Below are 14074 nucleotides of genomic sequence, written 5' to 3' on the forward strand. Positions count from 1 at the left end.
ATGGTGGCACGTCCCGGCCGGGGACGCGCCTCAGTGCAGCTCCTCCATCACCTTGCGGGCCGTGCGGTGCCCGATGGCGTAGGCGTCGGCCATCGCGTCGCGGAAGTGCAGCCCGCCCCAGATGCGGGAGTTGAAGGCGTCGTGCTCGAGGTGGGTCAGCGTCGCGTAGGTCCGGGGCGCGCCCGGCGCGGCGCTCGACCGCAGCTCCAGCGGCGTCGTCTCGCCGAGCGTCGTCCGGACCACCTCGACGGCGGGGCCGGTGAGGCAGCCGTGCCCGCTGACGTAGTCGGAGTAGGGCGGCGTGGGGAGCAGCGACGTCCAGCCGGTCTCGGGCTGGGTGTCGGGGTTGCCGTCGTCCGCCGCGCCGGCGACCGCCTGGAACGGGCGCCAGAAGCCGACGTCGCGCTTGAGCTGCCAGCACTTGATGAGCGAGTCGGTCATCGCGCCGTGCATCGCGGCGAACAGCCACGCGGTCTCCTCGAGCGTGGCGGGGTGCGCCGCGAGGTAGCGGACCAGCGCGTCACCGACCATCGTCGCGGAGTTGCTGTTGAAGAACACCGCGGTGTCCGTCTGGGACTGGCTGCGCACCGTCGACGCGGTGCTGCCGAGCAGCCGGACCTCGTTGTAGTCGGCGGCGTAGTCGTCGCTGGTCAGCTTGTCGGGCCCGTCGACGCGGGCGAGGCGTCGTACGACGAGGGGGTCCATGGAGCCGATCCAGGCCGCGAGCATGTCGGTGGCCGGCGGTGTGGGCTGCCACGTGCCGATCGCGGGCGGCAGCGTGTAGTGGATGCTCGTGTCGCCGTAGCCGTCGTCGGCGCGGTCCTCGATGAGCCACTCGGCCACCTTCTCGCCGGTGCGTACGCCGCGGTCCTCGGCCGTCCCGTCGGGGACCGTCGCCAGCGACGCGACGAGCTGGGCGTCCAGGGCCGCGTCCGCGGCTGGTGGCAGGTAGTGCGCGAGCACGTGGTGGGCGGCGGTCGCCGCGGCGGCGGTCTCCGAGCTGTCGGGCCGCGCCGCCGAGTGGCGGATCGCGTCGTGCATCGCCAGCGAGGTGTAGCCGAGCAGCGGTACGCCGACGGGGATGGGGGTGGCGGGGTAGATCGTGGCGAACGCCGTCCGCTCCCAGTCGAGCACCACCTGAGCACTGTCCGGCGAGGCCGGCGGGTCGTGGTGCGGGTGCGCGTGCCTGCCGCCGCCCGAGGCGGCCGGCGAGATGGTGAGGGTCGACGTGGCGAGCAGGGCGGCGGCCACCAGGACGGCGCGCGAACGGAAGTTCTTCATGGCGGACCTTTCGTTGGACGTGTCTGCCCAGCGTCGGAGAGCCGCGCGGTCACCGGTATTCGCGTTTCGGCGAATCTCCGTCCCTCACCCCAGCCGGGCCAGCCGCTCGCGCAGGTCGATGTCCGGGAGGTCGCGGCCCTGGAGACGGGCCACGGCGGCGACGCGGCTCGTCACGCCGAGCTTGCGGTAGGCGTTCTCGAGGTGCTTGCGCACGGTCGAGGGCGCGACGAAGAGTGCCTCGGCGATCTCGCCGTTGGACCGGCCCGCCGCCACGTGGCTCAGGACGCGGCGCTCCTGCGTCGTGAGCGACGTGGGCAGCTGGGGGGTCAGCCGTTCGCGCGCCAGGCGGGCGAGCAGCGGCGCCACCATGCGGAGCACGGCGACGTCGCGGTCGTCGAACGGGCCGGTCCAGCGGTCGAGCACCAGCTGCACGACGCCGTCGGCTCCGTTGCGGAAGCCGATGCACAACGAGTCCTGCCGACCCATGAGCCCGCCGAAGCACGCGTCGGCGGCCAGCGGGTGCCTGCCCCAGTGCATGATGCCGAGGTAGTGCGGGCCCCGCTTCGCCGCGGGGAGGTCACGGCCGAAGCCCGGCACCCCGCCCAGGAAGATCCCGTCGACGACGGTGCAGGAGCCGTCCTGGTAGACCGCGCCGACCTCGTCGGCCGGGATCAGTACGGCGAGCAGCTCCAGCACGTGTCGGGTCGGGAGCGGCGAGCCGGGGCACGGCTCGGCTGCCAGCAGGTCCCGAAGGGCCCATTGGTCCCGGTCGGAGAGGTCGAGGTGTGGCATGGCTGGTCCCGACCTTCGATGCTAGACCGGCTCGTCGGACCCGTCAGGGTGGTCCAGACGTCCGGTCCGGCTCAGGCCCGGCCGGAGTCCCCGCTGGAGTCCCCGCTGGAGTCCTTGCCGGAGTCCTTGGTGAACCACCCGCCGCCGCCGTCGGTCTGCTCGATCGGCTTGCCGGGCATCTCGTTGGCGCCGGGCGTACGACGCGGGAGGAGCGGGGCACGCCCGTCGGAGGTGCCCTCCGCAGCGGGCTGCTCGGTGGCGGGCTGCTCGGTGGCGGGCTGCTCGGTCGCGGGCTGCGTGGCGGTCGTCTCGGCGGTCGTCTCGGAGCCGGCCGCCGGTTGCGGGGTGGGCTGCGTGGTGGTCTGCGTGGTGGGGACCTCGGCGTTGACCTCCGAGGGCGGGGTGGGGGTGTGGTCCGCGGTGCCGGGCACCTGGGGCGCGTAGTCGTCGGACTTGTGGTCGACGCGGGGGTCGATGCGGTCGGCTGCGCGGACCTGGCTCTCGTGGGTCGCCTCGACCTGCTGGGCCGCCAGGCGGGCCTCCTGGGCCTTCGCCTGGGCCTCGGCGGCAGCGGCGCGGGCCTGCTCGGCCTCGGCCTCGGCCGCCGCGGCACGCTCCTGGGCGGGGGCGATCGTGGCCTGCGCCTGGGTCGCGGCCTGCGCGCGGAGCTGCTCGGCGCGGGCGACGTTGGCCTCGCGGTTCTTCTTCCGGACGAGGAACGCCGCGACAGCGATCACGACGGCGATGATGACGAGGACGATGATGAGCGTGGTCACGGGCTTCCTCTTTCACGGGACAGGGACGACCAGTCTTCCAGTGATGGTCGTCCCTGTCCTGCGTTGCGCCTCGGGGCGCGCCGGTCAGGCCCGGTGCGTGCCGCCGGTCCCATCGGTGCGCCGCGGGTCGTCCGCGTCGAGCACCGTGTCGGGGTCGTGGGTGCTCGTGCCGGGGGCGTGGCCGGACGTGCCCGGGGCGTAGTCCTCCGACGAGGTGTCGACGTGCGGGTCGACCTCGTCGGCCGTCCGCAGCCGGTCCTCGTGCACCGCCTGCTGCTGGGTGGCCGCCACCTGGGCCTCGCGAGCCTTGGCCTGGGCGCGCTCGGCCTCGAGCCGCTTGCGCTCCGCCTCCGCCTCGGCCTCCTTGGCCCGCACCTGGGTCTCCGGGATCTCGGTCGCGTGCTCGTGGGCCTCGGACCGCAGCTGCTCGGCGTGCTCGTGCTGCTTCTTCCTGCGCTGCTGGGCCATCAGCCAGGCGACGAGCGCCGCCACGACCAGCACCACGACCAGGACGATGATCCACGTCGTCGTGTCCATGAGGGACCTCCTTGCGTTCCGGCTGTTCCGACGGTCCGGGCGGGCCGCCTCGTCTCCACCGTGCCACGTGGCGGCCGTTTCGGTGTCCTCCGTATGGGTGGGCAGTGATGTCTCGGATGCGAGACTGCGCCGTGCCTGCACCTCTGGTGGCGGCACCGGTGACGGGCGTTGGATGAGGGCATGCAGACCATCCACGTCGGGGTCGGCCCCGTCTCGTTCGAGGACCTCGTCCGCGTCGCCCGCGAGGGCGCCGGCGTCGCGCTGACCGACGACGCGCTCGCCGCGATCGACCGCGCCCGGGCGGTGGTCGAGACGCTCGCCGCCGCCGAGACGCCGACCTATGGCGTGAGCACCGGCTTCGGCGCGCTCGCCACGCGGCACATCCCCACCGACATGCGGGCCCAGCTGCAGCGGTCCCTCGTCCGTTCCCATGCCGCCGGGTCCGGTCCCGAGGTCGAGCGCGAGGTGGTGCGGGCGCTCATGCTGCTGCGGCTCTCGACGCTCGCGACCGGCCACACCGGCGTACGGCGCGAGACCGCGCAGCTGATGGCCGACCTGCTGACCCACGGCATCACCCCGGTCGTGCGGGAGTACGGCTCGCTCGGCTGCTCCGGCGACCTCGCGCCGCTGTCCCACTGCGCCCTGGCGCTGATGGGCGAGGGCGACGTGCGCGATGCCTCCGGGACGCTCCTGCCTGCCGCCGACGCCCTCGCCGACGCCGGCCTCGAGCCGGTCGAGCTCGTCGCCAAGGAGGGCCTCGCGCTCATCAACGGCACCGACGGGATGCTCGGCATGCTCGTCCTGGCGATCACCGACCTCCGGATGCTGCTGCGCACCGCCGACGTCGCGGCCGCGATGAGCGTCGAGGCGCAGCTCGGCACCGACCGCGTGTTCGCCCCCGAGCTGCAGGACATCCGACCGCATCCCGGCCAGGCCCTCTCGGCGGCCAACCTCACCGCCCTGATGGCCGGCTCGGCGATCGTCGCCTCGCACCGGACAGGACCCGACGACACGGTGGAGTGCAACCGGGTGCAGGACGCCTACTCGCTGCGCTGCTCGCCGCAGGTGCACGGCGCGGCGCGCGACACGGTCGAGCACGCCGCGACGGTCGCCGGCCGCGAGCTCGCCAGCGCGATCGACAACCCCGTCGTGATGGCCGGCCCCGACGGCCAAGGTCGGGTCGAGTCCAACGGCAACTTCCACGGAGCCCCGGTGGGCTACGTGCTCGACTTCCTCGCGATCGTCGCCGCCGACGTGGCCTCGATCAGCGAGCGTCGTACGGACCGCTTCCTCGACCGGGCCCGCAGCCACGGCCTGCCGCCGTTCCTCGCCGCCGACCCCGGCGTCGACAGCGGCCACATGATCGCCCAGTACACCCAGGCCTCGATCGTCTCCGAGCTCAAGCGGCTCGCCGTCCCCGCGTCCGTCGACTCGATCCCCTCCAGTGCGATGCAGGAGGACCACGTGTCGATGGGCTGGAACGCCGCCCGCAAGCTGCGCCGGTCCGTCGACGGACTGGCGCGGGTGGTCGCCGTCGAGGTGCTCACCGCGGCCCGTGCGCTCGACCTGCGCGCCCCGCTCACCCCGTCGCCGGCGACCGGGGCCGTCGTCGACCTGCTGCGCAGCAACGGCATCGAGGGCCCGGGCCCCGACCGCCACCTCTCGCCCGAGATCGAGGCCGCCGTCGGCCTCGTCCAGTCCGGCGCGGTGCTCGCCGCCGCCGAGTCCGTGATCGGCCCGCTGGCCTGAGCGGGAGACGTAGCACTCCGTCTCCGTACTCTCCGTGCCGGTGTGGTTCTGCCGTTCTGAGGACGCGTCTCCCGGCCGGCACTACGTTGCCTCGCATGAGAACGAGCATGTGCGGAATCGTCCTGACGGGCCTCCTCGTCGCGGCCGGGGTCGGCCCCGCGGCTCAGGCGTCGCCGAGCGCTGCAAGCCCACGCCATGCCGCGGCGCCCTCGGCAGCCACCCTGTGGAGGTGCTGGTGGGCGCCGACGATGGACCGCAACTGGCACAACGACGCCCTGTGCTCCAACGGCGTGCGCCAGGTCCGTCCCTACTTGCGACCGGCAGACACCTTCATCACCCGCGACGAGCTGATGGCGTCCGCGCGGGCGTGGGCCCGGGCGCAGAACAGGGCTCGATGACCGCGCGAGCAGTCTCGGATCACAGACCGCGATCCGGTCCGACCTCTTTCGGCCGCCGTCGCCGCGGCGTTTTCATGAGGGCATGACCACGGACGCACCCCACGGCAACCCCCGCCTGCCCATCCACGCCGCGCACGGCACCGAGCTGACCGCGAAGTCGTGGCAGACCGAGGCGCCGCTGCGGATGCTGATGAACAACCTCGACCCCGACAACGCCGAGCGCCCCGAGGACCTCGTCGTCTACGGCGGCACCGGCAAGGCGGCCCGCAGCTGGGAGGCGTACGACGCGATCGTGCGCTCGCTGCGCGACCTCGAGGACGACGAGACGCTGCTCGTGCAGTCGGGCAAGCCGGTCGGCATCATGCGCACGCACCAGTGGGCGCCGCGCGTGCTGATCGCCAACTCCAACCTCGTCGGCGACTGGGCCGACTGGGAGGAGTTCCGTCGCCTCGAGGACCTCGGCCTGACGATGTACGGCCAGATGACCGCCGGCTCGTGGATCTACATCGGCACCCAGGGCATCCTCCAGGGCACCTTCGAGACCTTCGCCGCGATCGCGGACAAGAGGTTCAGCGGGACGCTCGCCGGCACGATCACCGTCACGGCCGGCCTGGGCGGCATGGGCGGCGCGCAGCCGCTCGCGGTGACGATGAACGACGGCGTCGCGATCTGCGTCGAGTGCGACCAGCACCGCATCGACCGCCGGCTGGAGACCCGCTACCTCGACGTCCAAGCGCGCGACCTCGACCACGCGATCGAGCTCGCGCTCGAGGCGCGTGACGAGCGCCGCGCGCTTTCGATCGGCCTGCTCGGCAACGCCGCAGCGGTGCTGCCCGAGATCCTGCAGCGCCACCTCGACCGGGTGGAGAAGGGGGACGGCCCGCTCGTCGACGTCGTCACCGACCAGACCTCGGCGCACGACCCGCTGTTCTACCTCCCCGTCGGCACCGCCTTCGAGGACTGGGAGCGCGAGCGGACCGAGGACCCGCGCGGCTTCACCAAGCGTGCGCGCGAGTCGATGGCCACGCACGTGCGCGCGATGGTGGAGCTCCAGGACGCCGGCGCCGAGGTCTTCGACTACGGCAACTCCATCCGCGACGAGGCGCGCAAGGGCGGCTACGACCGCGCCTTCGAGTTCCCCGGATTCGTGCCGGCCTACATCCGGCCGCTGTTCTGCGAGGGCAAGGGGCCGTTCCGCTGGGCCGCGCTGTCCGGCGACCCGGCCGACATCGCTGCGACCGACCGCGCGATCAAGGAGCTCTTCCCCGCCGACGAGAAGCCGGAGTACGCCCGCCTGCACCGGTGGCTCGACATGGCCGCCGAGCGGGTGCAGTTCCAGGGCCTGCCGGCGCGCATCTGCTGGCTGGGCTACGGCGACCGCGCGAAGGCCGGTGCGAGGTTCAACGAGATGGTCGCCAGCGGCGAGCTGACGGCGCCGATCGTCATCGGCCGCGACCACCTCGACTGCGGCTCGGTCGCGTCGCCCTACCGAGAGACCGAGGCGATGCTCGACGGCTCCGACGCGATCGCCGACTGGGCCGTCCTCAACGCGCTGGTCAACACCGCCTCCGGCGCGACCTGGGTGTCCTTCCACCACGGCGGCGGCGTCGGCATCGGCCGCTCGCTGCACGCCGGCCAGGTCACCGTCGCCGACGGCACCGCGCTCGCGGCGGAGAAGATCGAGCGGGTCCTCACCAACGACCCCGGGATGGGCGTGATCCGCCACGTGGACGCCGGCTACGACCGCGCGGTCGAGGTCGCGGAGGAGCGCGGGGTCCGCGTGCCGATGTCCGAGGCCGCTCGGCCTGAGCCTGCGAAGGGCGAGTGACAGCCGAGGAGGTCGAGGAGCTTCGGCTTAGTCGGAGCCTGCGAGGACAAAGCGACGCGTCTCGAAACCCCCACCACTGCTCCTCGTAGGGGGTGACTGCGGCTCGTAAGGGGGTGACCGGCCGGTAGCCGTTGACACCCCTCCCTCCCGGTGGGTGGATGGGCGCGAGACCACCTATCGGGAGGCAGGCTCATGCATCCATCCATCACCAGGCGCACCCGGACGTGCGCACTCGCAGCGGCAGCCGTCGCACTGGCAGCCGCCGGCACCATGGGTCCGGCGGTCGCCGGCCCGGACACCACCCCGGGCGGTCCATGGCCGCAGGGCGGGGAGAACACCAACGCGATCCGCAGCTATGAACAGCTCTGGAGCACGCTGGAGTCGATCGAGGGCCGGGCGCAGGGGAGCTTCGAGCTCAGCCCGGCACCGCTGACCTCCAACACCGGCCGCGAGATCCCGGTCGTGACGATCGGCGACGGCGACACCGACATCATGTTCGTCGCCAACCAGCACGGCGACGAGTACATCGTCTCCAACGCCATGATCAGCGTGGTGCGCAGCCTCGCCGGCGGGTCGGCCGAGGCGAGGGCGATCAGGGACGCGCTCACCGTCACCATCGTCCCGCGCGTCAACGTCGACGGCTTCGACGCCGACGTGACGGACCTGGCCGGCAACACCACGCCGTGGCGGCAGAACTTCGACACCTCGTGCCCGGCCTTCTGCGAGTTCTACCAGTCCGGTCGCGGCTACGACATCAACCGCTACCACTCCTACTCCGAGAGCGCCTACGACCACCCCTACCAACCCGGCGCCGACACGAACAACCCGGTGCCCGAGGCGATCGCGATGCGGTTGCTCTGGGACGAGCGGCAGCCGCGGCTGGTCGTGGACTTCCACCACCAGGGGACCTACGTCGACGAGGACGGCCGCATGATCACCGGCTCGGTGATGTGGCCCAACGCCGAGGCGGAGGCCGAGGCCCTGGGCATCAGCGAGGAGTTCGCCGGCGTCGTGACCGACTCAAAGCGGGTGGTCTCCGAGATGCTCGACGCCCTGGAGGGCAAGGGCTACGCCAACATCACGCGCTACCCGAGCACCCCGTTCCCCGGCATCGCCCGCAACGCCTACGGCCTGCTCGGCTCCGCCTCGGTGCTCTACGAGGCACGCGGTGACATGGGACATGCCAGCAGCGGGATGATCGCGAAGCAGACCGAGGTGGCCGGTACGGCGATCCTGCGCGCCGCGGCCGACGGGTCGCTGTGGACCCGCGACACCGTGCCCGCCGACACCATCCGCGAGCGCGGGCCCTACGTCCCGGACCCGCACGGGTGAGCAGCGGCTGATCCATCGACGATCGCCGCACGTGCGGCGGAAGAGGTCCCTCCAACGGGCGTTCCGGGGCCACGACCGCCGCACGTGCGCTGATCGTGGTCGGTGACCGGGGCCGGCACGGACCGCCCCGCCCCCGGCTCAGGAGTCCTGCGGCCCGCCGCCCACGACCGTCTCGATCACCTTGCGGGTCAGCATGACCACCACGCCGTCGAAGTCGCCGGTGCCAGCCTCGAGCGCCCGGACCAGCCCGTCGAACGTCACGGTCTGGAAGACGAGGTCGGCCAGCGGTGCCAGCTCGACGGCCCGCTCGAAGTCCGCCGCGGGACAGGCGTCGCGCCACGGCGCCAGCACGGCGCGTACGCGCTCGTCGACAGCCCCGCCGGACTCCTCGGTGATCCAGTGCGCGAGGTGCGTGCCGTCGAGGAACGGATGCGTCACGCAGCCGTCGCTCCAGTCGAAGATCCGGGGACGTACGCCGTCGAAGGCGACGTTGCCTGCGTGCAGGTCGCCGTGGCCGAGCGTCTCGGGGAAGCCGCAGCCCCACAGGTCCCGGAGTCGGGACTCGACCAGCGGGACGGCTGCCGCGAGCCGCGCGCGCTCCTCCGCCGTGAGGTCGTCGAGCTCACGGTTGGAGGCCAGGGCGTCGCGCCACGCCAGCAGTGTCGGCTCGAGGCCACGGTCGGGCGCCCCGGCCGCACGCAGCTCGTCGAGCCAGTCGAGCGACGCGACCTGGGCCGCGGCCCACCTCGGCGCCAGGACCGCCGCCGCGTCCGCCGGGGCGCCGTCGTCCGACACGCCGGCGAGCGGCTCGGTCAGCAGCCAGGAGCGGTCCCGGTCGGTGGCGACCACCTCCGGGACCAGGTCGGGCAGGTGCGAGGCGAGCGTCTCGACGATGCCGGCCTCGGCGCCGAAGTGGTCGCAGCTGGCCTTGAACCAGAGCGTCCCGCGATCGGTCGGGACCGTGTGCACGGCCGAGACGCTCCACACGCGGTGGGTGCGGAGGGGGCCGGTCCGGGCGCGTCCGCTGGGCGCGAGCACCGAGTCGATCCACTCCTCGACCTCGTCGTGCCAGCCGGGCGCGTACCAGGCGGGCCGGTGCGCGGGCGGCGTGCCCCGGTGCGCCCGGGCCGCCGCCTCGACGTGCGCGCGCAGGTCAGCAGGCAGCGCTGCCAGGTCGGCCCAGCGCCCGCGCTCGGGCGTACCTCCGCGCGAGCCGAGCACGTGCAGCCGGTTGGTCTCGTCGAGCACGACGACCGGAGCGAGGTGAGCTGCGTCGGTGAGCAGACGGGCCGCGGTCGCGGTCGCCGTCGGACCGCCGGCCTGCGGGTCGTCCACGAAGGACGGGAGGGCGCCGTCGGGCGTCGTCCAGACCCGGTCGCCGTCGACGAGGGCGACGTGGATCGTGTGGGGAGGGCGGGTCACCGGCGCATCGTGGCACGAGGTCGATGCGCGAACCCCCTGACGTGCGTGCCGTCGTAGGGCAGGATCCCCCCATGGCATCGGGGGAGAAGAAGCCGGCGCGTGCGCGCGTCGTGCTCACGGACATCAGCTCGCGGGCGTGGGAGCACCCCGCCGACAAGGGCGCACTGGTCGCGCTGCGCAAGCTCAAGGGCTTCGACGTGCTGCTCAAGACCATGTCGGGGGTCTTCCGGGAGCGGGCCTGGCGGCTGACGCTGCTCGGCTCGGCGGTGCGGGTCGACGAGCGGCAGTTCTCGCGTCTGCACCGGCTGCTGGCGGAGGTGGGGCGGAGCCTCGACGTCAGCGACCTGCCGGAGCTCTACGTCCAGGCCGACCCGACGCTCAGCGCCGTCACGATCGGGATGGACCGTCCGACGATCGTGCTGTCCTCGGGCTTGGTGCACCACCTCGACGACGACGAGCTGCGCTTCGTCATCGGCCACGAGCTCGGCCACGCCGTCAGCGGGCACGCCGTCTACCGCACCCTGCTGCTGCGGCTCCTCGGTCTCGGTGGCCTGCTCTACGCCATCCCCGGCGGGGCCATCGGCATCCGGGTGATCACCGTCGCCCTGCTGGAGTGGTCGCGCAAGGCCGAGCTGTCCGCCGACCGCGCCGGCCTGCTGGCCAGCCAGGACCCGACCGCCGCGTTGCGGACCCACATGAAGCTCGCCAGCGGCGGCACCCTCGAGGAGCTCGACGTCACGTCGTTCCTGTCCCAGGGCGCTGAGTACGACGAGGGTGGCGACGTCCGCGAGTCCCTCATCAAGCTCTCGCTCCTGCAGCAGCAGAGCCACCCGTTCGCGGTGGTGCGGGCGACCGAGCTGCGGCGCTGGATCGACTCGGGCGCCTACACCGCGATCCTCGGCGGCGACTACCCCCGCCGTGCCGACGACGACACGGCCTCGGTCAGCGAGGCCGCCCAGGAGGCGGCCGCGAGCTACTCCGCGTCGTTCGAGCGGACCCAGGACACCCTCGGCAAGCTGGTGCACGACCTGGCCGGCTGGATGGGCACGGCCAGCACCTGGGTCAACGGCCGCTTCCGCCGCGGCACCGAGAGCGCGTGACGGCGGCCGACGACGTCGACGGGGAGCGCGCGTACTCCTGCACGTTGACCCCGCACACCATCGACGCCGCGGCACGCATGATGCAGGACCGCTTCGAGCCCGGTCTGGTCGCCATGGTGGTGTTCGCCGACGTCGCGCTGCTCGCGGCGACGATGACGTTCGCAATCGCCGTCGACCAGCTGCTCGCTGGATCGGTCCTGGCCGTGGTGGCCGTCGGGGCCCTGACGTGGTGGATGCCCCGGGGCAACCTGGCCCTCCAGCGCAAGCAGCTCGGATGGGTGCCGGGGCACCGCCTCGACACCTCGTTCGGCCGGGACTCCATGACAGTCGCGGACCATGTCTCGTCGTCACGGGTGAGCGTCGAGCACATCCGCGAGATCGAGACGCACTCCGAGTTCGTGCTGTTCCGGATCTCGGGGAGGGCCCAGTGGTTCATCCTGCCTGACGAGGTCTTCCCCGCGGACGAGGTGGCACGTGTCCGGCGTCGGACCCGGGACGCAGCAGGGCCCCGGACACCAGTGGTGTCCGGGGCCCGATCGCCAGATGTGGCGAATCCGCTACCAGACCCGCCGGCTGGAGCCGCCGATCGGCACGAAGTTCAGGACCAGGCCGACGACGATCAGGATGATGCCGAGGGTCAGGAGGATGTTCTGCGGGAGCAGGAGCCCGAGGATGAGAAGGATCAGTCCGAGGACAATCATGGATGTGTCTCCTAGGTGATGCGGGGGGATGCGGCCGGCCCGTGGTCGGGCGGCCGGATCACTCTGGCGGTCCCTCCGCCTTTCGCCAAGTCGGGTCCATCCTTGTGGGTGAGCGGGCGTCCACGCTCTGTCGACCCCGCAGGCGTGGGGTCCGCGGGCCGAGGAACCCTGTCACGCCGTCCCGAGCGCGCGGATCGCCTCGTCGATGGCCAGCGTGCGGCGGGCCGACTCGACGTGCAGGTTCTCCACCATCCGGCCGTTCCACGTCACCACGCCGGCGCCCTTGCCGTCCTCCCAGGCCGCGATGAGCCCCCGCGCGTCGTCGACCGCCTGCTCGCTCGGGGCGAAGGCGCGGTTGGCACCCTCCACCTGGCCGGGGTGGATGAGGGTCTTGCCGTCGAAGCCCATCTGCCGGCCCTGCTCGCACTCGGCGAGGAAGCCCTCGGTGTCCTTGACGTCGTTGTAGACCCCGTCGATGACCGCGATCCCCGCGGCCCGCCCGGCGAGCAGTGCGGTGTGGAGGCTGGGCAGGACCGGCGCGCGTCCCGGCACGTGCTCGGCGTAGAGCTCCTTGACGAGGTCGTTGGTGCCCAGCACGAAGGCGCCGAGGCGCTGCGAAGCGCGCGCGATCTCGAGCGCGGACAGGATCGCGACCGGGGTCTCGACCATGGCCCACAGCCGGGTGTGGTCGGGAGCGCCGGCCTTCTCCATCGCCGCGACGAGCCGGGCGACGTCGTCGGCGCTGTCGACCTTCGGCACCACGATCGCGGCCGGACCGGCCTGGCTGGCCGCGACGATGTCGTCGTCGTGCCACTCGGTGCCGAGGCCGTTGACGCGGATCGTGACCGTGCGTCGGCCGTAGTCGCCGCTCGCGGCCGCAGCGGCGGCCGCCTCGCGCGCAGCCGGCTTGGCGTCGGGCGCCACGGCGTCCTCGAGGTCGAGGATCAGGCCGTCGCAGGCGATGTTCTTGGCCTTCTCCAGCGCCCGCTCGTTGGAGCTGGGCATGTAGAGGACGGAGCGGAGGGGGGTGAACTCGGTCATGCCGTCACCTCGATGGCGTCGTAGGCCTTCTTGAGCTCCGGGTCGATCTCGGCGAGCTCCTCGGCGAGCGCGACCATCACCTGGCACTGCTTGACCGAGGCGTCGTCCTCCATCTTGCCGTCGATCATCACCGCGCCGGTGCCGTCGCCCATCGCGGCGATGACGCGCCGGGCGTGGGCGACGTCCTCGACGCTGGGGGAGAAGACCTTGTTGGCGATCGTGATCTGCACCGGGTGCAGCGACCAGGCGCCGACGCAGCCGAGCAGGAAGGCGTTGCGGAACTGGTCCTCGCACGCGACGGTGTCCTTGATGTCGCCGAACGGCCCGTAGTAGGGGTATATCCCGTGCATCGCGCACGCGTCGACCATGCGGGCGATCGTGTAGTGCCACAGGTCCTGCTGGTACGACGTCCGCTCGGCGTCGTACTGCGGGACGCCGAGGTCGTCCTTGACCGGGTCCTGCCGCACGACGTAGCCGGGGTGGCCGCCGCCCACGCGGGTGGTCTTCATCCGACGGTCCGCAGCGAGGTCGGCGGGTCCGAGGGACAGGCCCTGCATCCTGGGACTGGCGGCGCAGATCTCCTCGATGTTGGCCACGCCGCGCGCGGTCTCGAGGATCGCGTGGACCAGGATCGGGCGGTCCAGGCCGGCCTTCGCCTCGAGCTGCGCGAGCAGCCGGTCGACGTAGTGGATGTCCTCGGCGCCCTGCACCTTCGGCACCATGATCACGTCGAGCTTGTGGCCGATCTCCGGGACGAGCGTGGTGAGGTCGTCGAGCACCCACGGGCTGTCGAGGCTGTTGATCCGGGTCCAGAACTGCGTGGGGCCGAAGTCCGTGGCCTTGCCGATGTCGACGAGGCCCTGGCGCGACTTCTCCTTGTTCTCGGCCTTGACCGCGTCCTCGAGGTTGCCGAGGAGCACGTCGACCGTGCCCACCATGGCGGGCACCTTGGCGGCCATCTTCTCGTTGCCCGGGTCGAAGAAGTGGATGGCGCGGCTCGGCCGGGCCGGGATCTCGCGCGGGGGCGCGGGCGCACCGACGGCGAGCGGGGCGAAGAAGTCCTTGGCGGGTCGCATGCGCGCGAACTTATCGTGGCCCCGCCGGCCGTCGATATGGC

General features: G+C 72.5%; 13 protein-coding genes. 6 read left to right on the top strand and 7 right to left on the bottom strand.

The window, feature by feature from the left end; translation table 11 throughout:
* Positions 1 to 30 precede the first annotated feature (30 nt).
* From NCI01_RS02865 to NCI01_RS02880, 4 genes are all read right to left on the bottom strand, one after another.
* Positions 31 to 1281 carry a vanadium-dependent haloperoxidase gene (locus NCI01_RS02865; protein ID WP_254179955.1) on the bottom strand — a complete coding sequence of 417 codons (1251 nt, stop codon included), beginning with the start codon at positions 1279 to 1281 and terminating at the stop codon, positions 31 to 33.
* An 84-nt stretch (positions 1282 to 1365) separates the two neighbouring features.
* Positions 1366 to 2073 (bottom strand): helix-turn-helix transcriptional regulator, encoded by a 708-nt coding sequence (locus tag NCI01_RS02870; protein WP_254179956.1) that lies wholly within the window; start codon positions 2071 to 2073, stop codon positions 1366 to 1368.
* Between the two features lie 71 nt (positions 2074 to 2144).
* Entirely contained in the window at positions 2145 to 2849 is a 705-nt protein-coding gene (locus NCI01_RS02875) for a hypothetical protein (protein ID WP_254179957.1), read from the bottom strand.
* A gap of 84 nt (positions 2850 to 2933) precedes the next feature.
* Positions 2934 to 3386 (bottom strand): hypothetical protein, encoded by a 453-nt coding sequence (locus NCI01_RS02880; RefSeq protein WP_254179958.1) that lies wholly within the window; start codon positions 3384 to 3386, stop codon positions 2934 to 2936.
* Between the two features lie 180 nt (positions 3387 to 3566).
* Here NCI01_RS02880 and hutH point away from each other — a divergent pair, with 180 nt between their 5' ends.
* The 4 genes from hutH (at position 3567) to NCI01_RS02900 (ending at position 8693) form a co-directional block, all read left to right on the top strand.
* Entirely contained in the window at positions 3567 to 5135 is a 1569-nt protein-coding gene (hutH, locus tag NCI01_RS02885) for a histidine ammonia-lyase (RefSeq protein WP_254179959.1), read from the top strand.
* A gap of 248 nt (positions 5136 to 5383) precedes the next feature.
* Positions 5384 to 5533 carry a hypothetical protein gene (locus NCI01_RS02890; RefSeq protein WP_254179960.1) on the top strand — a complete coding sequence of 50 codons (150 nt, stop codon included), beginning with the start codon at positions 5384 to 5386 and terminating at the stop codon, positions 5531 to 5533.
* An 82-nt stretch (positions 5534 to 5615) separates the two neighbouring features.
* Complete coding sequence (gene hutU, locus NCI01_RS02895; RefSeq protein WP_254179961.1) at positions 5616 to 7361, top strand: urocanate hydratase; 1746 nt, start codon at positions 5616 to 5618, stop codon at positions 7359 to 7361.
* Positions 7362 to 7553: 192 nt separating this feature from the next.
* The gene (locus tag NCI01_RS02900; RefSeq protein WP_254179962.1) at positions 7554 to 8693 is read left to right on the top strand and encodes a M14 family zinc carboxypeptidase; all 1140 of its coding nucleotides are present in this window, start codon (positions 7554 to 7556) and stop codon (positions 8691 to 8693) included.
* A gap of 138 nt (positions 8694 to 8831) precedes the next feature.
* Here NCI01_RS02900 and NCI01_RS02905 read toward each other — a convergent pair whose 3' ends face one another.
* On the bottom strand, positions 8832 to 10115 hold the full coding sequence (locus tag NCI01_RS02905; protein ID WP_254179963.1) for a phosphotransferase family protein: 1284 nt from the start codon (positions 10113 to 10115) through the stop codon (positions 8832 to 8834).
* Positions 10116 to 10186: 71 nt separating this feature from the next.
* Here NCI01_RS02905 and NCI01_RS02910 point away from each other — a divergent pair, with 71 nt between their 5' ends.
* Both NCI01_RS02910 and NCI01_RS02915 read left to right on the top strand, forming a co-directional pair.
* On the top strand, positions 10187 to 11215 hold the full coding sequence (locus NCI01_RS02910) for a M48 family metallopeptidase (RefSeq protein ID WP_254179964.1): 1029 nt from the start codon (positions 10187 to 10189) through the stop codon (positions 11213 to 11215).
* Positions 11212 to 11931 carry a hypothetical protein gene (locus NCI01_RS02915; protein WP_254179965.1) on the top strand — a complete coding sequence of 240 codons (720 nt, stop codon included), beginning with the start codon at positions 11212 to 11214 and terminating at the stop codon, positions 11929 to 11931. The genes NCI01_RS02910 and NCI01_RS02915 overlap by 4 nt, the downstream gene beginning before the upstream one ends.
* 156 nt (positions 11932 to 12087) lie before the next feature.
* On the opposite strand, the gene NCI01_RS02920 is transcribed toward NCI01_RS02915, so the two are convergent.
* Positions 12088 to 12957, bottom strand: a complete 870-nt coding sequence (locus NCI01_RS02920) for an HpcH/HpaI aldolase/citrate lyase family protein (RefSeq protein WP_254179966.1) — start codon at positions 12955 to 12957, stop codon at positions 12088 to 12090.
* Positions 12954 to 14033, bottom strand: a complete 1080-nt coding sequence (locus tag NCI01_RS02925) for an HpcH/HpaI aldolase/citrate lyase family protein (RefSeq protein ID WP_254179967.1) — start codon at positions 14031 to 14033, stop codon at positions 12954 to 12956. Before NCI01_RS02925 ends, NCI01_RS02920 begins: the two co-directional genes overlap by 4 nt.
* Between the last annotated feature and the right edge of the window lie 41 nt (positions 14034 to 14074).

It is taken from the genome of Nocardioides pinisoli (assembly GCF_024199985.1).
Lineage (GTDB): Bacteria > Actinomycetota > Actinomycetes > Propionibacteriales > Nocardioidaceae > Nocardioides > Nocardioides pinisoli.

Coding starts and splice junctions, on each gene's coding strand:
- NCI01_RS02865 (WP_254179955.1), bottom strand. CDS start 1,281: ATGAAGAACTTCCGTTCGCGCGCCGTCCTGGTGGCCGCCGCCCTGCTC.
- NCI01_RS02870 (WP_254179956.1), bottom strand. CDS start 2,073: ATGCCACACCTCGACCTCTCCGACCGGGACCAATGGGCCCTTCGGGAC.
- NCI01_RS02880 (WP_254179958.1), bottom strand. CDS start 3,386: ATGGACACGACGACGTGGATCATCGTCCTGGTCGTGGTGCTGGTCGTG.
- hutH (WP_254179959.1), top strand. CDS start 3,567: ATGCAGACCATCCACGTCGGGGTCGGCCCCGTCTCGTTCGAGGACCTC.
- NCI01_RS02890 (WP_254179960.1), top strand. CDS start 5,384: ATGGACCGCAACTGGCACAACGACGCCCTGTGCTCCAACGGCGTGCGC.
- hutU (WP_254179961.1), top strand. CDS start 5,616: ATGACCACGGACGCACCCCACGGCAACCCCCGCCTGCCCATCCACGCC.
- NCI01_RS02900 (WP_254179962.1), top strand. CDS start 7,554: ATGCATCCATCCATCACCAGGCGCACCCGGACGTGCGCACTCGCAGCG.
- NCI01_RS02910 (WP_254179964.1), top strand. CDS start 10,187: ATGGCATCGGGGGAGAAGAAGCCGGCGCGTGCGCGCGTCGTGCTCACG.
- NCI01_RS02920 (WP_254179966.1), bottom strand. CDS start 12,957: ATGACCGAGTTCACCCCCCTCCGCTCCGTCCTCTACATGCCCAGCTCC.
- NCI01_RS02925 (WP_254179967.1), bottom strand. CDS start 14,033: ATGCGACCCGCCAAGGACTTCTTCGCCCCGCTCGCCGTCGGTGCGCCC.